This is a genomic window from Rathayibacter sp. AY2B9, from assembly GCF_002931595.1.
Classification (GTDB): Bacteria; Actinomycetota; Actinomycetes; order Actinomycetales; family Microbacteriaceae; genus Rathayibacter.
The window spans coordinates 53,138-74,150 of sequence record NZ_PSUB01000012.1 but is presented as its reverse complement, the minus strand read 5'-3'; the positions used below and the strand labels follow the sequence as shown (position 1 = coordinate 74,150).

Here is a 21,013-nt window from a genome sequence, read left to right as displayed (position 1 = left end):
GGGCGCCAGCGGCGCGCGGAGGGCCGCCGTCCGGACGGACGGCAGCGGTTGACGAGCTTATCGCCTGGCAGGGCGCTCGGCCGGGAGGGGGCCCCGGCATCGAGCGGGCGCTCAGCGGGTGAGGGCCGCGCGCTTCTCCTTGACCGAGGTCGCGTAGACGTCGAGGTACTCCTGGCCGCTCAGGGCGAGGAGCTCGTACATGATCTCGTCGGTGATCGAGCGGAGGATGAACCGGTCGCCCTCCATGCCCTCGAAGCGGCTGAAGTCGAGCGGCTCCCCGAAGACGATGCCGATGCGGCCCAGCTTCGGCAGGCGCTTGCCGATGGGCATGATGCGCGCGGTGTCGATCATGGCGACCGGGATGACGGGCACGCGGGCCTCGAGGACCATGCGGGCGACTCCGGTGCGGCCGCGGTACATGCGGCCGTCGGGGCTGCGCGTGCCCTCGGGATAGATGCCCAGGGCGTGGCCGCCCGCGAGGACGCGGAGCCCCGTGTTGAGCGAGGCCTCCGATGCCTTGCCGCCGGAGCGGTCGATGGGCAGCATCCCCGTGGCGGTGAAGAACGTCCGCGTCGCCCAGCCCTTGAGGCCCTTGCCGGTGAAGTAGTCGCTCTTGGCGAGGAAGACCATGTTCCGCTCGATCACCAGCGGGAGGATCACGGAGTCGATGAAGGAGAGGTGGTTGCTCGCGAGGATCACGCCGCCGTTCTGCGGCACCTTGTCGGCACCGACCACCCACGGCCGGAAGATCGTCTTCAGGAGCGGGCCCGCGACGATGTGCTTCATGAACCAGTAGAACATCGGGCTCCTCGGCGGTGCGGCGGATCGGGTGCGGCGGGTGCCGCTAGAGGGAGCTCGCGTGCAGGCGCGCCAGGTCGGCGGCCCCCACGACTCCGGCGTCGTTGACGAGCTCCGCGATGCGGAACTCGGGCTCGGGGTGGTAGCCCCGGGCGGGGAGGTTGTCGAGGTAGGCCTGGCGGATGGGGTCCAGCAGGAGGTCGCCCGCCTGCGCCACTCCGCCGCCGATGACGAACATCTGCGGGTCGAGGACGGCGCTCAGGCTGGCCGCCGCCTCGCCCAGCCAGTGGCCGAGCTGTCGCAGCGCCGCGAGGGCGCCGAGGTCGCCGGCGGTGATCAGCTCGGAGATGAGGTGGCCGTTCAGCTCGCCGCCGTTGCGGGCGCGGGCGTCGGCGATGCCCTGGCCGATCCCGCCCGCGTCGGCCAGCTCGCCGGCGAAGCGCTGGAGCGCGCGGCCCGAGCCGTACTGCTCGATGCAGCCGCGGGCGCCGCAGCCGCAGGGCAGGCCTCCGGGGACGACGCGCATGTGCCCGATCTCGGCCGCGGCGCCGAAGCCGCCACGGAGGAGCCGGTCGTTGATGACGATCGCGCCACCCACTCCGGTGCCGATGGTGAGCATCAGCATGTCGCTGACGAGGCGGCCCGAGCCGTAGCGGAACTCGGCCCAGCCGGCGGCGTTCGCATCGTTCTCGATGATGATCGGCAGGTCGATGCGGGCCGAGAGCTTCTCGCGGAAGGGCTCGTTGCGCCAGTTGATGTTCGGGGCGTAGTAGACGATCGACTGCGAGGCGTCGATGAAGCCGGCGGCGGCGACTCCGACCGCGGAGACGTCTCCCGGGATCAGACCGGAGCGCAGATGCTCGACCATCTCGACCACGACGTCGACGATCAGCTCGGGGTGCCCGGCGGGCGTGGGCCGACGGTCCTCGCGGAGGATCCCCCCGAACTCGTCGACCAGGGCTCCGGCGATCTTCGTGCCGCCGATGTCGATCCCGATCGCGTGCACGCGAACCGCCTTCCCGTCGCCACCGGCGCGGCAGCGTCGGCGGGCCGCCCTGAGCGGCGGCCAGGACGAGTGTAGTGACCGCGAGCGCTCCGATGCGGCTCAGCGGCGAGACCCGGCGACGCGTGTCGGCCCTCCTCGCGGAGCCACCGCTGGATCGTTACCCTGAACGGATCCACAGCTTGCGCCGCGCCGGTAGGGTGGAGACGACGTTCATTCAGGTACCGAAGGAGTTGCCGTGGACCAGTTCGATTCCCCCCTGGTGGTTCCGGCCGATCCCCAGGCCAATACGACCGCCCTCCTGCTGGACCGCGTCCGCGAGACGCCCGATCGCCCGCTCTTCGGGTTGCCCGACGGCGACGGCTGGCGCGATGTGACGGCGCAGGAGTTCCTCGACCAGGTCACGGCCCTCGCGAAGGGCTTCGTCGCCGTCGGCCTCGAGCCGGGCGAGAAGGTCGGGCTGATCTGCAAGACGCGCTACGAGTGGACGCTGATCGACTTCGCCGTCTGGTTCGCCGGCGGGGTCCTCGTCCCGGTGTACGAGACCTCCTCCCCCGCGCAGGTGCAGTGGAACCTCGCCGACTCCGGCGCGCACGCCGTGATCGTCGAGACTCCCGAGCACTTCGCCCGCTTCGACGAGATCCGCGCCGACCTTCCCGAGGTCCGACTCGCCTGGCAGATCGGGCTGGGCGATCTGGACAAGCTCGTCGCGCGCGGCGTCGACGTGCCGGACGCCGAGATCGAGCGCCGCCGCTCGCTGGCGACCGGCACCGACATCGCGACGATCATCTACACCTCGGGCTCCACCGGCCGCCCCAAGGGCTGCATCATCCGGCACTCGAACTTCGTCGAGCTCAGCCGCAACTCGGCGGTCGCCCTGACGGAGCTGATCCACCAGCCCGGCGCGTCGACGCTGCTGTTCATCACCACGGCGCACGTGTTCGCCCGCTTCATCGCGATCCTCTGCGTGCACGGCGGGGTGAAGGTGGGGCACCAGGCCGACACCAGGCAGCTGCTCCCCTCGCTCGCGTCCTTCAAGCCGACGTTCCTCCTGGCCGTGCCGCGCGTGTTCGAGAAGGTCTACAACTCCGCCGAGCAGAAGGCCGAAGCCGGGGGAAAGGGGAAGATCTTCCGCCGCGCGGCCGACGTCGCCGTCGCCCACTCGATGGCGCTCGAGGCGGGCTCGGTGCCGCTCGCTCTGAAGCTGCAGTTCCTCCTCTTCGACCGGCTCGTCTACTCGAAGCTGCGCACCGCCATGGGCGGGAACGTCCGCTTCGCCGTGTCCGGCTCGGCGCCGCTGGGAGACCGGCTCGGGCACTTCTTCCACAGCCTCGGCATCAAGATCCTCGAGGGCTACGGCCTCACGGAGACGACGGCGCCCGCCACCGTCAACCGCACCGAGCGGTTCAAGATCGGCTCGGTGGGCCCGGCGATGCCCGGGGTCTCGATCCGGATCGCGGGCGACGGCGAGATCCAGGTGCGCGGCATCGACGTCTTCGGCGGCTACTGGAACAACGAGGCGGCGACGGCCGAGTCGTTCGACGGCGAGTGGTTCCGCACGGGCGACCTCGGAACTCTGGACGAGGACGGGTACCTGCGCGTCACCGGGCGGAAGAAGGAGATCATCGTCACCGCCGGCGGCAAGAACGTCGCTCCGGCGGCGCTGGAGGATCCGATCCGCGCGAACCCGCTGGTCGGCCAGGTCGTCGTCGTCGGCGATCAGCGCCCGTTCATCGCCGCTCTGGTCACGCTCGACTCCGAGATGCTGCCGACGTGGCTCGCCAACAACGGGCAGGACAAGGGCCTCTCACTCGAGGACGCGGCCGTGAACCCGGTCGTTCTGGCCGAGGTGCAGCGGGCCGTCGATGCGGCGAACGAGCGCGTGTCCCGCGCCGAGTCGATCCGGAAGTTCGTGATCCTCCCGACCGAGTTCACGGAGGCGAGCGGTCACCTGACTCCGAAGATGAGCATCAAGCGGAACGTCATCCTCGCCGACTTCGCCGACACCATCGCCGCCGTCTACTCCGCCGCCCCCGCCACCGAGGGCATCTCCCTCCGCTGACCCCGCGCTCTCCCCGCGTCACCAGCAGGCCGTCCCGATCGCAGCCGCCTCCGGGACAGCGCGCCCAGCTCTATCCCGTCGGCGGAACGCCCGACGCTCTCCTCGACGCGCCCCTGTCGCGGTGCCGACCGCGCCGGGCCGGGCAGGGACCAGATCCCCTCAACACAGCCGTATCCGGGAAAGCGCGTCCCAGCGCTTTCCCGTCGGCGGAACGCACGACGCTCCATGGAACGCGCCCACCTCGAAAAGCCGACCGCGCCGAGCCGGGCAAGGACCGGCTCCCCAAAACACAGCCGTATCCGGTGAAGCGCGTGCCAGCGCTTCACCGTCGGCGGAACGCACGACGCTCCATGGAACGCGCCCACCTCGAGCGGCCGACTGCGTGGAGCCGGGCAAGGACCGGCTCCCCACCAACACAGCCGTATCCGGAAAAGCGCGTCCCAGCGCTTCACCGTCGGCGGAACGCACGACGCTCCACAGAACGCGCCCACCCCGAAAAGCCGACCGCGCCGAGCCGGGCAGGGACCGGCTCCCCCTCGACACAGCCGTATCCGGGAAAGCGCGTCCCAGCGCTTTCCCGTCGGCGGAACGCACGACGCTCCACAGAACGCGCCCACCCCGAAAAGCCGACCGCGCCGAGCCGGGCAAGGACCGGCTCGGAATCCAACTCAGAACCAGTCGGATTCCCGGACGGCCTTCATGGCGGCGCGGCGGTCGTCCTTGGAGAGGCGGTCGAGGTAGAGGCGTCCGTCGAGGTGGTCGCATTCGTGCTGGAGGGCCTGGGCCATGAGGCCGTCGCCTTCGAGGACGATCTCGTTGCCGTCGAGGTCGGTACCGCGGACCTTCGCGTGCGGGTAGCGGATCGCGGGGTACCAGAGGTTCGGGACGGAGAGGCAGCCCTCGTCGACCGGTTGCGGGTCTCCGCTGAGCTCGATGATCTCGGGGTTGAGGATGTAGCCGATGACGCCGTCGACGTTGTAGCTGAAGGCGCGGAGGTTGACGCCGATCTGGGGGGCTGCGACGCCGGCGCGTCCGGGCGGGCGGACGCTGTCGACGAGGTCCTCGACGAGGCCGCGGACGCCGGCGTCGACCGTCTCGATGGTCGTGGACGGGGTCTTCAGCACCGGGTCCCCGAAGATGCGGATCTGGCGTTCGGTCATGTGGTGCGCTCCCTCAGGGCCTCCTCCGCGCTCAGGAGGGCGTTCTCGACGACTTCGCTCGCTGCGGGGTGCGGCCAGTACTGGCTGCGGGCGAGTCCGCGGATGCCGGTGCCGGCGCTGGCGGCCTGGACGAGCGGCTGAATGAGGATACTGGCCTGCGGCCCGATGATGTGCGCACCGAGGAGGGTGCCGTCGAGTCCGACGACCAGGAGGCAGGCGCTGGAGTCGTCCTCGAGCGCCCAGCCGAAGGCGGTGGAGCCGTACTCCTGGGTGACGGTGACGACGTCCAGGCCCTGGTCCCGCGCTTCGGCCGCGGTGAGCCCGAAGTGGGCGATCTGCGGGTGGGCGAAGATCGCGCCGGGCACCGGCGAGAGGGTGTCGGAGAGCATCTCGCCCGGGTGCAGGAGGTTGTGCGCCACGAGGCGCGCCTCGTGGTTGGCGACGTGCTTGAGCTGCCAGCGGGACGACACGTCGCCGAGGGCGAAGAGGCCGGGCACGGGGCGTCCGCCGGAGAGGACGCGCTGCTCGGGGTCGACGCTGATCCGGCCGTCCTCGTGCAGATCGATCCCGACGGAGGCGGCGGCGACCGTGTCGCTGTTGGGGTCGCGGCCGAGGGCGACGAGGAGCAGGTCGGTCTCGACCGTCGTGCCGTCGCTGAGGGCGACGCGAAGCCCGTCAGGGCGGGCGTCGACGCTCTCGGCGCTCACTCCGGTGAGCACCGTGTACCGCTCGGCGGCGATCCCGGTGAACCGGCGCGAGACGTCCTCGTCGAGGGCGCGGAGGAGGCGGTCGCCGCGGACGGCGACGGTCACGGCCGTGCCGAAGGAGGAGAAGACGTGGGCGAACTCGACGGCCACGGCGCCGCCGCCGAGGATCAGCATCCGCTCGGGGAGCTCGTCGAGCCGCATGACCGAGGAGGAGTCCTGGATGCGGGGGTCCGGCTCGTACGCGGCGAGGAGCGGCCTTGGCCGCGAGCCGGCGGCCACGACCACCTGCGGAGCACTGATGCGGGCACCGCTGGCGCTGACGAGGACGTGCGGGCGGTCGCCGTCTCCGAGCGACTCGAAGCCGAAGCTCTCGCGGAGGACGGTCACGTTCGGGGAGCGCTGATCGCGGTACTCGAAACCGCCCTCGCTGATCGCGTCGATCCGGCCGAACACACGGTCGCGCACCTCGGCCCACTCGGGGCGGCGGAGGCGGGAGTGGACGCCGATCGGGCCGCCCTGGTCGACGTCGGTGACCACGTCGGCGACGTGGACGAACATCTTGGTCGGGATGCAGCCGGCGTTGAGGCAGGTGCCGCCGAACCACTCCCCGTCGTCGAGGATCGCGACCCGCAGGCCGTCGAACTCCGGACCGACGATCGAGTTGCCGGAGCCGGCCCCGACGACGATCAGGTCGAAGGCGTCGGTGGACGCGTCGGGCCCGTCGGTGCGGTCCTGGTGCGCGGCGGACGCCGCCCCGGAGCCCCGGGGCTCAGACACGTCGGACCGGCATGCCCTCGACCACGAGCGCGGCGAGCAGGCGTGCGGCGTCCTTCGTGCCCTCGCGCAGCTGCTCCCACTTCACCACGGAGCCGGCGGCGAGCACCGGGTCGTAGGGGATGCGGACGATGTCGCGGACGCGGGAGCGGAAGTGCGACTCGATCTCCTCCAGCTTCACCAGGCTCGTGCCCTGCGTCGCCGTGTTGAGCGCGACGACCGCGTTGCGCACCAGGGCGCCGTAGCCGTTCGCGTCCAGCCAGGTGAGGGTCTCGGAGGCCAGGCGGGCCTCGTCGACGCTGCCGCCCGAGACGATCACCACCGTGTCGGCGCGCTGCAGCGTGGGCCGCATCACCGAGTGCACGATGCCCGTGCCGCAGTCGGTGAGCATGATCGAGTAGAAGCGCTCGACCAGGTCGGCGACCACGTTGTAGTCGTCCTCGTCGAAGGCCTCGGAGAGCTGCGGGTCGGTGTCGGAGGCGAGGACGTCGAGGCGGGTCTCGTCGCGGGAGACCATCGTCGAGAACTCGGTGAACCCGGTCACGCCGGCCGCGCGGTTCACGACGTCGCGGACGGTCGCCCGCGTCTGCTTGGGGACGCGCTCGGCCAGGGTGCCGCGGTCGGGGTTCGCGTCGACCGCGATGATGCGGTCCTCGCGCGCGTCGGCGAGGGCCATGCCCAGGAGCGTCGTGACCGTGGTCTTGCCGACGCCGCCCTTGCGGGTCATGACCGGGACGAAGCGGGTGCCGCCCTCGAACTGCCGACCGATCCGCTCGTCCATCGCCTTCCACGCCTTCACCTTCGCGGAGTCGCCGAGGTTGACCGTGTGGAAGGTCAGGCCGTAGAGGAAGCGGTGCCAGCCGCCCGTGGGAGCGGGACGGGTCTTGCGGTTGACCTCCAGGAGCCTGTCCGGGGTGAGCATCGACGCCGACTCGGGGACGGCGGCGCTCGGCGCGGACGGGGCGGGAGCGACGCTCGAGGACTCGGCGCGGAGGCGGTCGCGGCGCGTGGGGACGACGGCGGGCTCCCCCGCGGACTCGAACGCCGCGGGCTTCTCGGCGGACTCCGCTCGGGCGGGGATCCCCGCCGAGACCGGTCCGTTCGCGCCTGACGGGTGAGCGGGAGCCGGTGAGGGGGTCGGAGCAGGACTCGGCTCCGGGGGCACGAGAGCGTGCGAGCGCGAGGGCGGCAGGCCGAGGCGGCCGACGTCGATCGCGTCCTCGTCCTCGACCGGAGCGGGGGCGGTGGAGCGGCGCCGCGGGCCGGGCGGGGTGATCCGCACGCCGTCGGGCAGGAGGGTCGGAGCGGTGTCGCTCGCTCGCGGGGAGTACTGACCCGATTCCCGAGCCGCGTCCATGGCGGTCCGCGGCGTGGGACCGGTGCCGGTGTCGGGCTGTTCGTCGTTGCGCTCATCCATGCGAACGAGCCTCCTTCCGCTCAGGACGAGTGTACCGGCGGGCCCGGATCGCGCCGGGCGGCTTGGTCGGAGCGCGCTCCGACTGCTAGTGCGGCCCGCTTCCGGAGACGGCGCGGACGGCGCGTGCAGCGAACGGTTAGGTTCTGCCGCCCGGAGGAACGTAAAGTAGTCAGCCATGCATGTACTCAGCGTGAGCTCCCTCAAGGGCGGCGTCGGCAAGACCACGGTGACGCTCGGCCTTGCATCCGCGGCGTTCTCGAAGGGCCTGCGAACGCTGGTCGTCGACCTCGATCCCCAGTCCGACGTGTCGACCGGAATGGACATCAACGTCGCCGGCCACCTCAACATCGCCGACGTCCTGACGTCGCCGAAGGAGAAGATCGTCCGCTCGGCGATCGCCCCCTCCGGCTGGACCAAGGAGCACCACGGCACGATCGACGTGCTGATCGGCAGCCCCTCCGCGATCAACTTCGACGGGCCGCACCCCAGCATCCGCGACATCTGGAAGCTCGAGGAGGCCCTCGCTAGCGTCGAGGCCGACTACGACCTCGTGCTGATCGACTGCGCCCCCTCGCTCAACGCCCTGACCCGCACGGCCTGGGCCGCGAGCGACCGCGTCGCCGTCGTCACGGAGCCGGGCCTGTTCTCGGTGGCCGCCGCCGACCGGGCGCTCCGGGCGATCGAGGAGATCCGCCGCGGACTCAGCCCCCGCCTCCAGCCGCTGGGCATCATCGTCAACCGCGCCCGCGTCCAGTCGCTGGAGCACCAGTTCCGGATCAAGGAGCTGCGCGACATGTTCGGGCCGCTCGTCCTCAGCCCGCAGCTCCCGGAGCGCACCTCCCTCCAGCAGGCGCAGGGCGCGGCGAAGCCCGTCCACGTCTGGCCCGGGGAGAGCGCCCAGGAGATGGCGCACAACTTCGACCTGCTGCTCGACCGCGTCATCCGCACCGGACGCATCGGCGAGCAGGTCCCCGCCGCGACCTAGGGCCGGCGGGTCCGCCGGACCTCTCCGGCTCGAGGTCTCGGGACGCGGGCGATGCTCGATGCTCGAGGAATGCCAGGGACGGCGCCGGCGGACGCTCGGCGTCGGAGTTCAGCGCGGACTCTCGATGCGTGGGAGGAGCCCATCGTCGGATCCGCGGGGCGGGACACGGACGGAGCCCGTCATCGGACCAGCAGGGTGAGCGGGCGTGATCGGCGGGGAGCTCGCGTCCGGCGGACGGTTCACGCGGGCGGGGCCCGCCATTCGACCAGCACGGTGAGACTCGGGTGGCGCCCGTTGCTCGCACAGCGCGGCTGCAGGCGGGTCCGCTCCTGACCAGTTGAGCGCGCGGAGGAGACCCGGGAGTCCCCGGGGCCGCGGCCGACCCGCGAGCGGTGGGCGGTCAGCCGACGCGGCGGGAGGCGCGGCGCTGGGCGAGCTCGTCGCCAGGGTCGACCGACTGGTGGTCGAGCTCGACGAGGCTCGACTCGACCTCGCGGAGGACCTTGCCGACGGCGATGCCGAAGACGCCCTGGCCGCGGCTGAGCAGGTCGATGACCTCGTCGTTCGAGGTGCAGAGGTAGACGCTCGCGCCGTCGCTCATCAGGGTCGTCTGCGCGAGGTCGTCGACCCCGGACTCGCGGAGCTGGTTGACCGCCGTGCGGATCTGCTGGAGCGAGATCCCGGTGTCGAGCAGGCGCTTGACCAGCTTCAGCACGAGGATGTCGCGGAAGCCGTAGAGGCGCTGCGTTCCGGAGCCGGACGCGCCGCGCACGGTGGGCTCGACGAGCTCGGTCCGCGCCCAGTAGTCGAGCTGCCGGTAGGTGATCCCCGCGGCGCGCGCCGCGACGGCCCCGCGGTAGCCCGCGTCGGCGTCGAGCTCGGGCAGTCCGTCGGTGAACAGGACGAGGTCGCGCTGGCCGCTGACGTCGCGGCTGACTTCTCTCATCCCTGTGCCTCTCGGATCCGGACGCCGGATCCTCCGAACGCGCTCCCTACCGTACCGACCGGCGCAGGCCGAGTAAACGACATCGGCCTCGGCGCCGCGGCGTGTCGCACGGGCCGCCCGACGGCCGGCGGCGCGGCCCTCACGAGCGGGCGATCCGCGAGAGGGCGCTGCGCACCATCGCCCCGCGGATCGTGCCCAGCTGGGTCGCGAGCCCCACCGCGTTCTCGGCAGCGCCGGCGGAGCCGGACGCCTCTCCGCGGCGGGCGCTGGAGGCGACGACGCTCTCGATGAGCGACATCTCGCGCTCGACGGCGACGCGGAGCGGTCGGAGATGGCGGGGCTCGATACCGGATCGGCCGAGGTCGACGAGCGCCTTGAGCGTCGTCACGGCCTCGTCCCCGAACACGTCCCCGCCCCGCACGAGCCCGGCGGCGATGGCCTCCTGGACGAGAGCGGGCGTGGCACCGGACTCGGCCGCGAGGCCCTCGCGGGTCAACCGCGTGGCGGGGCCGAGGAGCGAGGCGCTCGGACCCCCGACACCGGCCGGCAGGGCGGGCTCGCGCCCGGCGTCGATGTCGTCGAGGTATCCGCGGATGACCTTGAGGGGGAGGTAGTGGTCGCGCTGCAGAGCGAGGATCATCCGGAGCCGCTCGACGTCGGAGCCCGAGAACTTGCGGTAGCCGGAGTCGGTGCGGGCCGGCGAGACGAGCCCCTGCTCCTCGAGGAAGCGCAGCTTGGACGGGGTGACGTCCGGGAACTCACTGGTCAGCCTGGCCAGCACCTGCCCGATGCTCAGCAGAGCGGCGGAGCCGGTGGGGAGGGCGCGCGCGGAGGAGCGGCCCACGGCTCACGCGTCCGGAGCGGCGACGAGGTCGGCGCGGGACGCGTAGAAGGTGAGTCGGAACTTGCCGACCTGCACCTCGGAGCCGTCGGTGAGGATCGCGGACTCGATCCGGACCCCGTCGAAGTAGGTGCCGTTCAGGGAGCCGAGGTCGTGGACCTCGAACGCCGTGCCGCGGCGGACGAACTCGGCGTGCCGGCGCGAGACCGTGACGTCGTCGAGGAAGATGCCCGCGTCGGGGTGACGGCCGACCGTCGTGGAGTCGGTGTCGAGGAGGAAGCGGGCGCCGGTGTTCGGTCCGCGGCGCACGACCAGCAGCGCGGATCCCGAGGGCAGAGCCCCGACGGCCTCGGCCTCCTCGCGGGACGCGCGGTTGTCGAGAGCGGCGAGCTGGGCGCCGATGTCGTCGGTGAACGTCAGAGTCGTCTCCGTCGACGGCTCACCGGGAACGGAATTGTGCTGGGCGGATGATGCTCCACCGACGGGCTCGACCAAGACGTACCTCCTATCAGGTCAGCGTATCCGAATCGTGACCCTCGTCGGACCCCTGAGCACCTGTGCGGACCCCCAGGACGAGGTCCCGCGTCTGGACGGCGTAGACGATCCCGGCCCACCAGTAGAGGAACGCGCCCCACAGCGCGAAGGCCCAGGCGATGGGGAGCGAGGCGGGCGCGAGGGCCGGGAACGCCTGCCCCAGCATGATCAGCGGGAGCGCGTAGAAGAGGCAGAAGGTCGCGAATTTCCCCAGGTGGTGCACGGGAAGCGGTCCGTAGCCGTTGTTCGCCAGGACGACCGCCAGGACCACGAGCATCAGGTCGCGGGCGAGCAGCACGGCGACCAGCCACCAGGGCACCAGTCCGCGGGCCGCGAGGCCCAGGACGGTGGCGAAGATGTAGAGCCGATCGGCGGCCGGATCGAGGACGCGGCCGAGGCGCGTCATCTGGTCGAAGCGGCGCGCGATCCAGCCGTCGAGGTAGTCGGTGAGGCTCGAGACCACGAGGGTCAGGAGCGCGAGCGCGTCCTCGTCGAGGACCACGAGCACGAGGAACACCGGCACCAGGGCGAGGCGCACCATGCTGAGGACGTTCGGGACCGTCCAGATCCGGTCCTCACCGGTGCGCGCCATGCGCCCAGCCTAGGCGGGGCGCACGGCGGCGTGGTCAGCGCTTGTCGCGCCAGACCCGCTCGAACGGCAGGCGCCAGGCGTGCGGCGCGATCAGCTGGTGGATGGCGTTCGGCCCCCAGGAGCCGGGCGCGTAGAGACGGACGGGCGGCGGATCCTGCAGGAGCGGCGCGGAGACCTCCCAGAGCCGCTCGATGCCCTCCGCGGTGGTGAACAGCGTGTGGTCTCCGCGCATCGCGTCGAGGATCAGGCGCTCGTAGGCCTCGAGCGCGTCGCCCGCGCGGTCGGTCTCCTGGAGCGCGAACTGCATGCTCAGCTTGTCGAGCCGCATGCCGGGACCGGGGCGCTTCCCGTAGAACGAGAGCGAGACCTTCGAGGCGTCCGCCAGGTCGAAGGTGAGGTGGTCCGGGCCGTGGGCACCGACTCCGGAGCCCTGCGGGAACATGCTCTTCGGGGGCTCGCGGAACGCGATCGAGATGATGCGCTGACCCTCGGCCATCCGCTTGCCGGTGCGGAGGTAGAACGGCACTCCCGCCCAGCGCCAGTTGTCGATCTCGCACTTCAGCGCGACGAACGTGTCGGTCTCGGAGTCGGCGGCGACGCCCGGCTCGTCGCGGTAGCCGATGTACTGGCCGCGCACCACGTTCTCGGGGTTCAGCGGACGCATCGAGCGGAAGACCTTGTTCTTCTCCTCGCTGATGGCCTGGGGCTCCAGCGCGGTCGGCGGCTCCATCGCCATGAACGCCAGCACCTGGAAGAGGTGGGTGACGACCATGTCCTTGTACGCGCCGGTGGACTCGTAGAACTCGGCGCGACGGTCGAGCGTGAGGCGCTCGGGGATGTCGATCTGGACGTGATCGATGAAGTTGCGGTTCCAGATGGGCTCGAAGAGGCCGTTGGCGAAGCGGAAGGCGAGGATGTTCTGCGCCGGCTCCTTGCCGAGGAAGTGGTCGATCCGGAAGATCTGCTCCTCGCTGAAGGTCTCGTGGAGCTCCGCGTTGAGGACGACCGCGCTCTCGAGGTCGACGCCGAACGGCTTCTCCATGATGATCCGCGAGCGCTCGACCAGCCCGGCCTCGGCGAGCATCCGCACGACGGAGAGAGCTGCCCTGGGCGGGACGCTGAGGTAGTGCAGCCGGCTCACGTCCGGGCCGAGGACCGCCTCGGCGTCGGTCACGGCGGCGGCCAGCGCGGCCGGACCGGCGGACTGCGGGACGTAGCGGAGCTTGGACGCGAACTCGTCCCACTGCGCCGGCGTCAGGGAGCGGCTCCCGAACTCGTCGTAGGCCAGCTTCGCGAAGGCGCGGAACGAGGCGTCGTCGTGCTCCTCGAGCGAGGTGCCGACGATCTGCAGGTCCGGTGCGAGGGAGGAGAGCGCGAGGTGGGCCATCCCCGGGATGAGCTTGCGCCGGGCCAGGTCGCCGACGGCGCCGAACAGCACGACGACATGGGGTGCCGCCTGCTCGGTCTGGACGGCGGGAGCGGGGGGTGCGGTTGTCACGGTCACCCCTCGATCATTCCAGTTCGGATCGTGACGCAGGCGTCATGTGCTCGATACGCACCGCCGCTAAGGTCTCTCCCGTGCATCCGTTCCCCGACGCGTCCGCCGCGACCGCAGCACCCGCCTCCGCCACCGCCCCCTCCTCCGCCGACGGGACGACCGCGCCTCCGCTCGACGAGAGGATCCGCGCCGACGTCCACCTGCTGGGCGAGCTGCTCGGCCAGGTGCTCCGCGAGTCGGGCGAGCCCTCCCTCTACGAGGACGTGGAGCGCCTGCGCGCGCTCACGATCAGCGCCTACGACAGCGGCGACGCCGCCGGGACCGCGGAGGCGGAGGAGTTCGTCGCCTCGCTCACGCTCGAGCGCGCCGAGGAGGTCGCCCGGGCGTTCACCTGCTACTTCCACCTCGTCAACGTGGCGGAGGAGTTCCACCGCGTCCGCGTGCTGCGCCGGCGCGAGGCCGACGCCGGCGCGCAGTCGCCCGAGGACTCGATCCTCGCCTCGATGCGCCGGCTGACCGGCGAGCTCGGGGAGGACGAGGCGTTCGCGCGCCTGTCCCGGCTGGAGTTCCGCCCGGTCCTCACGGCGCACCCGACCGAGGCGCGCCGCCGCGCGGTGGCCTCGACCATCCGCCGCATCAGCGACCTGCTCGAGCAGCGAGACGACCCGCGCATGGGCGGCGTCGTGCTGGTGGAGATCCGCCGCAGGCTGCTGGCCGAGGTCGACACGCTGTGGCGCACCGCTCCGCTGCGCGAGTCCAAGCCCACTCCCCTCGACGAGGTGCGCACCGCGATGAGCGTCTTCGACGAGTCGCTGTTCTCGGTGCTCCCCCGCGTCTACCGCCGCCTCGACGACGCCCTGCTCGGCGAGGGCTCGGGCACCCGGGCACCGGTCGCACCGGCCTTCGTCCGCCTGGGCACCTGGATCGGCGGCGACCGCGACGGCAATCCCTTCGTCACCGCCGAGACGACCCTCGCGGCGGTGGACATCGCCTCCGAGCACGTCCTCATGGGCCTCGAGCGGGTCGCCCGCCGCGTGGGCCGCGCGCTGACCCTCGACGCGTCGACCACTCCCCCGTCGGCCGCCGTCGAGGCGCTCTGGGCCTCCTGCGTCGAGCGGGCTCCCGAGCTCGCCGCCGACATCGCCGAGCGCTCGCCCAACGAGGCGCACCGCCGCGTCCTGCTCTTCGCGGCCGAGCGCCTGGCCGCGACCCGCTCCGAGGGGCCGCTGGCCTACTCCGCCGCCGCCGAGCTGCTGGCCGAGCTGCGCACCCTCCAGGAGTCCCTGGTCGAGGCCGAGGACGTCCGCGCCGCCTTCGGCGACCTCCAGGACTTCGTCTGGCAGCTCGAGACCTTCGGCTTCCACCTCGCCGAGATCGAGGTGCGCCAGCACTCGAAGGTGCACCGCGAGACGATCGCCGCGATCCGCGCCGGCGAGGAGCTCGACGAGCGCGGCCTCGAGGTCCTGTCGGTGTTCCGGGCGATCGCGAAGGTCCAGGAGCGCTTCGGCACCGACGCGGCGAGGCGGTACATCGTCTCCTTCACGCAGTCGGCCGACGACCTGCGGACGGTCTTCGAACTGGCCGAGGCGGCGACCGACGGCAAGCCGCCGATCATCGACGCGGTCCCGCTCTTCGAGACCTTCGCCGACCTCGACGCCTCGACCGACATCCTCGCCGAGATGATCCGCCTCCCCCAGGTGCAGGCGCGCCTCGCGGCCACCGGCAACCGGCTCGAGGTGATGCTCGGCTACTCCGACTCGTCGAAGGACGTCGGACCGGTCTCGGCGACGCTCGCGCTCTACGACGCGCAGGCGCGCATCGCGCAGTGGGCGGCCGACGAGGGCATCGTGCTCACGCTGTTCCACGGTCGCGGCGGAGCGCTCGGCCGCGGCGGCGGGCCGGCCAACCGGGCCGTCCTCGCGCAGCCGCCCGGATCGGTGGACGGCCGCTTCAAGCTGACGGAGCAGGGCGAGGTCATCTTCGCCCGCTACGGCAACCCGGACATCGCCACCCGGCACATTGAGCAGGTGGCGGGAGCGACGCTGCTCGCCTCCTCCCCCGCGGTCGGCGAGCGCAACGCGGGCGCCGCGGAGCGCTTCGCCGAGGTGGCGGCGACGATGGACCGCGAGTCGCGCCGCCGCTTCTTCGAGCTCGTGAAGGCCGACGGCTTCGCGCCGTGGTTCGCCCGGGTCACCCCGCAGGAGGAGGTGGGCCTGCTCGCCCTCGGCTCGCGTCCGGCCCGCCGCGGCCTCTCCGTCGAGTCGCTCGAGGACCTGCGAGCGATCCCGTGGGTCTTCGCCTGGACCCAGGCCCGCGTCAACCTGACCGGCTGGTTCGGGCTGGGCAGCGCGCTCGAGGCCGTCGGTGACCTCGACCTGCTCCGCGAGGCCTACGCCTCCTGGCCGCTTTTCACGACGATGGTCGACAACGTCGAGATGTCGCTCGCGAAGACCGACGAGGGCATCGCCCGCCGGTACCTCGCCCTCGACTCCCGCGACGACCTCGCCGGACTCGTGCTCGACGAGATGGCGCTCACCCGCCGGTGGGTGCTCTCGATCACCGGCGAGGAGAGCCTGCTCACGGGCCACCGCGTGCTCGGCCGTGCCGTGCGCCTGCGCACCCCGTACGTCAACGCGCTCTCGCTCCTGCAGCTGCGCGCACTGAAGGCGCTCCGCACCGACCCGGGCGGATCCGGGACGGAGCAGAACCAGCGGCTGCTCCTGCTCGCGGTCAACGGAGTCGCGGCGGGTCTGCAGAACACCGGCTGATCGCGGCTCGGAACGACGGAACCCCCGGCGGCCTCACGGCTGCCGGGGGTTCTCGTGCGTCTGCGGGCGCCTCCCGCCTGCGGAGCGGATCGAGGCGCCGGGCGGATCAGGCCTGCGGAGCGGCGCCGGCCTCCTGAGCGGCCTTCGCCTCCTCGTACTGGCGGCGCACCTCGACCATGTCGAGGCCGCGGACCTGCTCGATCAGGTTGTCGAGCGCGGGGGCGGGCAGGGCGCCGGGCTGAGCCATCAGCGGGATGCCGTCGCGGTACACCACGAGGGTGGGGATGGAGGAGATGCCGTAGCTCGCGGCGAGCTGCTGCTGGTCCTCCGTGTCGACCTTCGCGAACGTGATGTCGGCGTTCTTCTCGCTCGTGGCCTCGAAGACCGGAGCGAACTGCTTGCACGGGCCGCACCAGTCGGCCCAGAAGTCGATGAGGACGATGCCGTCGGCGATCGTCTGGTCGTGGGAGTCGAGGGTCATCGCAGTCGTAGCCATGGGGGATGCAACCGGGTGCCCCCGCGGCCTATTCCCGGGCGGGATCGAGGAGGTCGAGCAGCGACCGCGGACCGACCACGGCGGCCCCGAGCGCCTCGACGCGGGCGGCCAGCCCCCGGTCGGCCGTCACGACGACCGCGGTCTCGAGCGCGCCGACCAGCTCGACGATCGCGTCGTCGCCCGAGCCGTCGGCCGCGTGGACCGTCAGCCGCTCCATGAGAGCGCCCGGCTCCGGACGGGCGGCGCGCGCCGCTCCCTCGAGCACCACGGCGATGCGCGGCCAGACCGTGTCGGCGTCGATCCCCAGGAGACGGCCGGGGACGCCGGCCTCCGCGAGGCGGGCCAGGGAGGCGAGGAGGCGCTCCGCGGCGCCGGCTCGGTCGCGCCACCAGCCGTCGGGGCGTGAGCCGACCACGTTGGCGGCGTCCACGACGAGCACCGGGATCGAGGAGCCGAGCGCGCGCAGGCCCGGCCAGGCCGCTCCGAAGCCCGGGTGCAGCGGCAGGGAGTCGACCTCGTCGGGGGCGACCCAGCGCAGCTCGGTGCTCTCGGCGTCGCTGATGCGGGGAGTGAAGTGCTCGCGGGACTCGGCCAGGACTGTGGAGTAGCTCCACGGTCCGATCACGACGACGCTGGAGAGCACGGGCAGGATCAGGTCGGCGGGGACGCCCGCCTCCTCCTCCGACTCCCGGAGGGCCGCCTCGAAGGCCGTCTCCTCGGGGTGACGGGCGCCGCCGGGCAGCCCCCAGGTGTCCCCGAAGTGGCTCCAGCTGACGCGGTGCTGGAGCAGGACGCGTCCCGACGGATCGCGCAGGAGGAGGCCGGCGGCGCCGAAGCGCCCCCAGAAGCGGCGTCCGTCGCCGATCTCGACCCAGCCGTCGCCGAGCGACGCGTCGAAGGGGTGGCGCGGGAGCACGGCGTCCGCGCCGGGGTCCTCGCTGGTCATGCCCTCCAGCCTCCCACACCGCGCCCGCCGCGCCCGACCCCGACGGGCTGGCAGAATCGGACGATGCGCCGCTCGAGACCCCTCCGCCTCGCGACGCTCGCCTGGCTCGCGCTGATCGCCCTGATCACGCTGACGCCCGCGCCCTACCCGGCCGGGGAGCCCAACGCGCTGATCCGCGGGATCATCGCCTTCCTCGCTTCCACGCCGCTCACCGGCTGGTTCGACTTCGACGTGGCGGAGTTCACCGCGAACGTGCTGCTCTTCGTGCCGCTCGGTGCGCTGATCGCCGCGCAGCTGCCGGCGGGTCGCCGCCTGTGGGCCGCCGCCATCGGGCTCGCCGTGTCGGCGGCCGTCGAGACAGCGCAGCTGCTGTGGCTGCCGACCCGCGTCTCCGACGTGCAGGACCTCGTCTCGAACGGCAGCGGCTCCCTGATCGGCGCCCTGCTGACGATCGCGCTGCTCCGCTTCTCCCCCCGCCGCCGCTCCCGGAAGGACCGCACCGCCCATGCCCGCTGAGACCCTCGTCGTCCTCGACCGACCCTCCCTCGACGCCGAGGCGCACTCGCCGGGAGGACCCGCGTACCGCATCGATCCGAGCGGGCGCGGCGATCTGGACGTCACCGACCTCGGCTTCACCCGCGGCGACGGCGTGTTCGAGACGATCAACCTGGTCGACGGACGGCTCCAGGCGCTCGACGCGCACCTGGACCGCTTCGAGCGCTCGGCCCGGATGCTCGACCTGCCCCGGCCGGACCGGCCCGCCTGGCTCGAGGCGATCGGAGCGGCGGTGGCCGCGCACCCGCCCGTCGCCGAGGCGATGGTGAAGACGATCCTGACCCGCGGCGTCGAGGGCGGCGGGCGGCCCACCGGCGTCGTCTTCGTCCAGACCAGCCCGGACTTCGGCCCGGCCCGCCGCGACGGCGTGCGCGTGGTGCTCCTGGACCGCGGGCTGCGCTCGGACGTGCAGTCGACGTCCCCCTGGCTGCTCGCCGGCGCGAAGACGCTCTCGTACGCGGTGAATCGTGCGGCCGCGCGGGAGGCCGCCCGGCGCGGTGCCGACGACGCCCTGTTCGTGTCGAGCGACGGCTACCTGCTCGAGGGGCCGACCTCGAACCTCGTGCTGCTGACGGGCGGGGAGCTCGTGACTCCTCCGCCGAGCCTCGGGCTGCTGCCCGGCACCACGCAGGCCGACCTGTTCGCGCTCGCGCCGGGCCTCGGCCTCGGGACGGCGGTGCGTCCGCTGCGCTCGGGCGATCTGGAGGCGGCGGACGCGGCGTGGCTGGTCTCGAGCGCGCGCAACGCCGCTCCCGTCCGCGCCGTCGACGGGACCGACCGCCGCGTCGACGCCGACCTCTCGGCCCGGATCAACGCCGCGCTGCTCGCCCGCTGAGACTCCGATCCTCCCCCGTGGGACGCCCCGCGCCGAGCGCGGACGGCGTCCCGGAGGAGAGAGGGCTCAGGAGAGGCCGTCGACGTCCGCGGGGCCGCGGCTGATCAGTCCGCCGCGGACGTGCTCGACGGTGTGGTCGAGCTGCACCGGATCGCGCTCGTCCGCCGCCTCGTCGTTGATCACGGCCGAGACGATGCCGCGCCAGTCGGTGCCCTCGGCCACGGCGTCCTCGGAGCCGACGCGGCGCGTGACGAACACGGCCTCCGACTCCTCGCCCGCGTGCGAGATGACGGCGAGGACGCCGACGGTGCGACCGCCCGGGTGCTCGATCCGCCACTCCTCGTGCCCGGACGGGACGAGCGAGAACTCCAGGCCCGCGTGCGGGAAGCCGGTGGGGCGCAGCTCGGACGGGGATCCGCTCTGCGGAGGCGCGCCGCGGGTGGGGACCCCGGTACCCTCGCCGCTCGTCGTGCTCATGCCGACGTCGCCGCGGGTTCCGCCGGCTCCGGAGCTGTCGTTCGCCGCGACCATGCGGTCGTCGCCGCTCCGCAGCGCGTCGTCCGCTCCGGTGTAGATGCTGTCGTCTCGGTTCATGGGAACCTCCTTGTCGGCGGCCAGTGTAGGACCGCGGGGTGGGTGGCGAGCGGGCGCCGTTCGTAGACTGGGGGGATGCAGATCCCGGTGACCGGTGCCGTGCGGGTGGACGCGTGGCTCTGGGCGGTGCGCATCTACAAGACGCGCTCCGCCGCGACGACCGCGGCTCGGGCCGGCCACATCCGCGTCAACGGCGAGCGGGCCAAGGCGGCGCAGACCGTGCGCGTCGGCGACGAGGTCCGCGCCCGGATCGGCGGCTTCGACCGGGAGCTGATCGTCCGCGGACTCGTGGTCAAGCGGGTCGGTGCGCCGGTGGCCGCCGAGTGCATGGAGGACCGGACACCCCCGCCGCCACCCCGGGAGTCCGCGCCGGGCGTGATCGTCCGTGACCGCGGAGCGGGCCGCCCGACCAAGCGCGACCGGCGCGACATCGAGCGCCTCCGCGGATTCTGACCGCGCGACCCGCCAGCGGCCTCAGGGGGCGAGTGCGCGCAGGCGCTCCAGGAGCCCCTCCGCCGCCTCGTCGAGGAACCGCTGCTGCAGCTCGTCGCCGACCTGGACGAGGGCGATGTCGGTGAAGCCCGCCTCGATGTAGGGCACGAAGCTCTGGGCGAGCTCGTCGAGATCGGGGCCGCAGGCGATCTGCTCGGCGACGTCCTCCGGGCGCACGAACTGGCTCGCTCCGGCGAAGCCGGCGGGGGTCGGCAGATCGGAGTTGACCGCCCAGCCGCCGGCGAACCAGCGGAACTGCTCGTGGGCCAGCGCCACTCCCTGCTCCTTGTCCGGCGCCCAGCAGATCGGGATCTGGCCGATCGTGCGCGAGGGGGCGGCGTCCGCACCGCGGACCGCGGTCCACTGCGAGATCAGATCCGCGTCGGGCTCGGTCGTGATGAGGTGGTCGCCGATCGGCGCGAAGCGGGCGATCGACTTCTCCCCCGAGACCGCCAGGCCGATCTCGACCGGCTTGTCCGGCAGGTCCCAGATGCGGGCGGAGTCGACGCGGAAGTACTCGCCCTCCCAGGTCACCAGCTCGCCGGTGTGCAGCTCGCGGATGAGGTGGACGGCCTCCTCGAGCATGTCCTGGCGCACGGCGACCGAGGGCCAGCCCTCGCCGACGACGTGCTCGTTGAGGTTCTCGCCCGAGCCGAGGCCGAGCGTGAAGCGGTCGTCGGAGAGGATCGCGAGCGTCGCGGCCTTCTGCGCGACCACGGCCGGGTGGTAGCGGATGGTCGGCGCGGTGACGTAGGTCGTGAGGTCGATGGTCGACGTGGCCTGCGCGACCGCTCCGAGCAGCGTCCAGGCGTAGGAGGCGTGCCCCTGCTCGGTCAGCCACGGCGAGTAGTGGTCGCTCGAGACCGCGAACTCGAAGCCGAGCCTCTCGGCGTCGACCGCGTAGCCCACCAGCTGCTTGGGTCCGCTCTGCTCGGTCATCAGGGTGTATCCGAATCGCACCATCGTCCGTCCTCGTTCCGCTCGTCGTGGATGCCCGGGGGCACGTCCCA

20 protein-coding genes are annotated in these 21,013 nt (G+C 72.4%); 6 read left to right on the top strand and 14 right to left on the bottom strand.

The features are described from left to right. Window positions 1-111 precede the first annotated feature (111 nt). Both C5C25_RS12130 and C5C25_RS12125 read right to left on the bottom strand, forming a co-directional pair. Window positions 112-801, bottom strand: a complete 690-nt coding sequence (locus tag C5C25_RS12130; RefSeq protein WP_104222581.1) for a 1-acyl-sn-glycerol-3-phosphate acyltransferase — start codon at window positions 799-801, stop codon at window positions 112-114. Between the two features lie 43 nt (window positions 802-844). After that, on the bottom strand, window positions 845-1,804 hold the full coding sequence (locus tag C5C25_RS12125; protein WP_104250749.1) for an ROK family glucokinase: 960 nt from the start codon (window positions 1,802-1,804) through the stop codon (window positions 845-847). A 235-nt stretch (window positions 1,805-2,039) separates the two neighbouring features. Here C5C25_RS12125 and C5C25_RS12120 point away from each other — a divergent pair, with 235 nt between their 5' ends. Then, on the top strand, window positions 2,040-3,863 hold the full coding sequence (locus tag C5C25_RS12120; protein WP_104250748.1) for a long-chain fatty acid--CoA ligase: 1,824 nt from the start codon (window positions 2,040-2,042) through the stop codon (window positions 3,861-3,863). 668 nt (window positions 3,864-4,531) lie between these two features. On the opposite strand, the gene def is transcribed toward C5C25_RS12120, so the two are convergent. From def to C5C25_RS12105, 3 genes are read right to left on the bottom strand one after another with little or no spacing between them, the layout of a single operon-like run. Beyond that, on the bottom strand, window positions 4,532-5,023 hold the full coding sequence (gene def, locus C5C25_RS12115; RefSeq protein ID WP_104250747.1) for a peptide deformylase: 492 nt from the start codon (window positions 5,021-5,023) through the stop codon (window positions 4,532-4,534). Further along, a complete protein-coding gene (locus C5C25_RS12110) occupies window positions 5,020-6,507 on the bottom strand; it encodes a mycothione reductase (protein ID WP_104250746.1) in 1,488 nt (495 codons plus the stop codon). Before C5C25_RS12110 ends, def begins: the two co-directional genes overlap by 4 nt. Then, window positions 6,500-7,921 carry a MinD/ParA family protein gene (locus tag C5C25_RS12105; RefSeq protein WP_258069405.1) on the bottom strand — a complete coding sequence of 474 codons (1,422 nt, stop codon included), beginning with the start codon at window positions 7,919-7,921 and terminating at the stop codon, window positions 6,500-6,502. The genes C5C25_RS12110 and C5C25_RS12105 overlap by 8 nt, the downstream gene beginning before the upstream one ends. A 175-nt stretch (window positions 7,922-8,096) precedes the next feature. On the opposite strand from C5C25_RS12105, the gene C5C25_RS12100 reads away from it, so the two are divergent. Continuing rightward, window positions 8,097-8,906, top strand: a complete 810-nt coding sequence (locus tag C5C25_RS12100) for a ParA family protein (protein WP_104222576.1) — start codon at window positions 8,097-8,099, stop codon at window positions 8,904-8,906. A gap of 400 nt (window positions 8,907-9,306) precedes the next feature. Here the strand turns inward: C5C25_RS12100 and C5C25_RS12095 are convergent, their stop codons facing one another. The 5 genes from C5C25_RS12095 to zwf all read right to left on the bottom strand — a co-directional run bounded on the left by C5C25_RS12095 (window position 9,307) and on the right by zwf (window position 13,317). Beyond that, complete coding sequence (locus tag C5C25_RS12095; protein WP_104222575.1) at window positions 9,307-9,852, bottom strand: MerR family transcriptional regulator; 546 nt, start codon at window positions 9,850-9,852, stop codon at window positions 9,307-9,309. A gap of 139 nt (window positions 9,853-9,991) precedes the next feature. Continuing rightward, window positions 9,992-10,696: a MerR family transcriptional regulator gene (locus C5C25_RS12090; RefSeq protein ID WP_104222574.1), complete on the bottom strand. Its 705-nt coding sequence runs from the start codon at window positions 10,694-10,696 to the stop codon at window positions 9,992-9,994. Window positions 10,697-10,699: 3 nt separating this feature from the next. Then, complete coding sequence (locus C5C25_RS12085; protein WP_104222573.1) at window positions 10,700-11,188, bottom strand: FHA domain-containing protein; 489 nt, start codon at window positions 11,186-11,188, stop codon at window positions 10,700-10,702. Between the two features lie 13 nt (window positions 11,189-11,201). After that, on the bottom strand, window positions 11,202-11,819 hold the full coding sequence (locus tag C5C25_RS12080) for a CDP-alcohol phosphatidyltransferase family protein (protein WP_104250745.1): 618 nt from the start codon (window positions 11,817-11,819) through the stop codon (window positions 11,202-11,204). A gap of 34 nt (window positions 11,820-11,853) precedes the next feature. Then, window positions 11,854-13,317 (bottom strand): glucose-6-phosphate dehydrogenase, encoded by a 1,464-nt coding sequence (zwf, locus tag C5C25_RS12075; protein ID WP_104225448.1) that lies wholly within the window; start codon window positions 13,315-13,317, stop codon window positions 11,854-11,856. Window positions 13,318-13,361: 44 nt separating this feature from the next. Here zwf and C5C25_RS12070 point away from each other — a divergent pair, with 44 nt between their 5' ends. Next, window positions 13,362-16,085 carry a phosphoenolpyruvate carboxylase gene (locus C5C25_RS12070; protein ID WP_104250744.1) on the top strand — a complete coding sequence of 908 codons (2,724 nt, stop codon included), beginning with the start codon at window positions 13,362-13,364 and terminating at the stop codon, window positions 16,083-16,085. 106 nt (window positions 16,086-16,191) lie between these two features. On the opposite strand, the gene trxA is transcribed toward C5C25_RS12070, so the two are convergent. Beyond that, a complete protein-coding gene (trxA, locus tag C5C25_RS12065) occupies window positions 16,192-16,581 on the bottom strand; it encodes a thioredoxin (RefSeq protein ID WP_104225382.1) in 390 nt (129 codons plus the stop codon). 28 nt (window positions 16,582-16,609) lie between these two features. Next, window positions 16,610-17,527: an NUDIX domain-containing protein gene (locus C5C25_RS12060; RefSeq protein ID WP_104250743.1), complete on the bottom strand. Its 918-nt coding sequence runs from the start codon at window positions 17,525-17,527 to the stop codon at window positions 16,610-16,612. Window positions 17,528-17,590: 63 nt separating this feature from the next. Here C5C25_RS12060 and C5C25_RS12055 point away from each other — a divergent pair, with 63 nt between their 5' ends. Together C5C25_RS12055 and C5C25_RS12050 are read left to right on the top strand one after the other, a co-directional pair. Beyond that, entirely contained in the window at window positions 17,591-18,043 is a 453-nt protein-coding gene (locus C5C25_RS12055; protein WP_104225384.1) for a VanZ family protein, read from the top strand. Next, window positions 18,033-18,917 carry an aminotransferase class IV gene (locus tag C5C25_RS12050; RefSeq protein ID WP_104250742.1) on the top strand — a complete coding sequence of 295 codons (885 nt, stop codon included), beginning with the start codon at window positions 18,033-18,035 and terminating at the stop codon, window positions 18,915-18,917. Before C5C25_RS12055 ends, C5C25_RS12050 begins: the two co-directional genes overlap by 11 nt. Before the next feature lie 66 nt (window positions 18,918-18,983). On the opposite strand, the gene C5C25_RS12045 is transcribed toward C5C25_RS12050, so the two are convergent. Next, on the bottom strand, window positions 18,984-19,511 hold the full coding sequence (locus tag C5C25_RS12045) for a hypothetical protein (protein WP_104250741.1): 528 nt from the start codon (window positions 19,509-19,511) through the stop codon (window positions 18,984-18,986). A 75-nt stretch (window positions 19,512-19,586) separates the two neighbouring features. Here C5C25_RS12045 and C5C25_RS12040 point away from each other — a divergent pair, with 75 nt between their 5' ends. Further along, complete coding sequence (locus tag C5C25_RS12040) at window positions 19,587-19,964, top strand: RNA-binding S4 domain-containing protein (RefSeq protein ID WP_181027140.1); 378 nt, start codon at window positions 19,587-19,589, stop codon at window positions 19,962-19,964. 21 nt (window positions 19,965-19,985) lie between these two features. Here C5C25_RS12040 and C5C25_RS12035 read toward each other — a convergent pair whose 3' ends face one another. Next, on the bottom strand, window positions 19,986-20,966 hold the full coding sequence (locus tag C5C25_RS12035) for a TIGR03557 family F420-dependent LLM class oxidoreductase (RefSeq protein WP_104250740.1): 981 nt from the start codon (window positions 20,964-20,966) through the stop codon (window positions 19,986-19,988). Between the last annotated feature and the right edge of the window lie 47 nt (window positions 20,967-21,013).

Excerpts from the sequence above, each read along its gene's own strand:
- C5C25_RS12130 (WP_104222581.1), bottom strand. The coding sequence starts at position 801 with ATGTTCTACTGGTTCATGAAGCACATCGTCGCGGGCCCGCTCCTGAAG.
- def (WP_104250747.1), bottom strand. The coding sequence starts at position 5,023 with ATGACCGAACGCCAGATCCGCATCTTCGGGGACCCGGTGCTGAAGACC.
- C5C25_RS12105 (WP_258069405.1), bottom strand. The coding sequence starts at position 7,921 with ATGGATGAGCGCAACGACGAACAGCCCGACACCGGCACCGGTCCCACG.
- C5C25_RS12100 (WP_104222576.1), top strand. The coding sequence starts at position 8,097 with ATGCATGTACTCAGCGTGAGCTCCCTCAAGGGCGGCGTCGGCAAGACC.
- C5C25_RS12095 (WP_104222575.1), bottom strand. The coding sequence starts at position 9,852 with ATGAGAGAAGTCAGCCGCGACGTCAGCGGCCAGCGCGACCTCGTCCTG.
- C5C25_RS12080 (WP_104250745.1), bottom strand. The coding sequence starts at position 11,819 with ATGGCGCGCACCGGTGAGGACCGGATCTGGACGGTCCCGAACGTCCTC.
- C5C25_RS12070 (WP_104250744.1), top strand. The coding sequence starts at position 13,362 with ATGTGCTCGATACGCACCGCCGCTAAGGTCTCTCCCGTGCATCCGTTC.
- trxA (WP_104225382.1), bottom strand. The coding sequence starts at position 16,581 with ATGGCTACGACTGCGATGACCCTCGACTCCCACGACCAGACGATCGCC.
- C5C25_RS12060 (WP_104250743.1), bottom strand. The coding sequence starts at position 17,527 with ATGACCAGCGAGGACCCCGGCGCGGACGCCGTGCTCCCGCGCCACCCC.
- C5C25_RS12055 (WP_104225384.1), top strand. The coding sequence starts at position 17,591 with ATGCGCCGCTCGAGACCCCTCCGCCTCGCGACGCTCGCCTGGCTCGCG.
- C5C25_RS12050 (WP_104250742.1), top strand. The coding sequence starts at position 18,033 with ATGCCCGCTGAGACCCTCGTCGTCCTCGACCGACCCTCCCTCGACGCC.
- C5C25_RS12045 (WP_104250741.1), bottom strand. The coding sequence starts at position 19,511 with ATGAACCGAGACGACAGCATCTACACCGGAGCGGACGACGCGCTGCGG.
- C5C25_RS12040 (WP_181027140.1), top strand. The coding sequence starts at position 19,587 with ATGCAGATCCCGGTGACCGGTGCCGTGCGGGTGGACGCGTGGCTCTGG.
- C5C25_RS12035 (WP_104250740.1), bottom strand. The coding sequence starts at position 20,966 with ATGGTGCGATTCGGATACACCCTGATGACCGAGCAGAGCGGACCCAAG.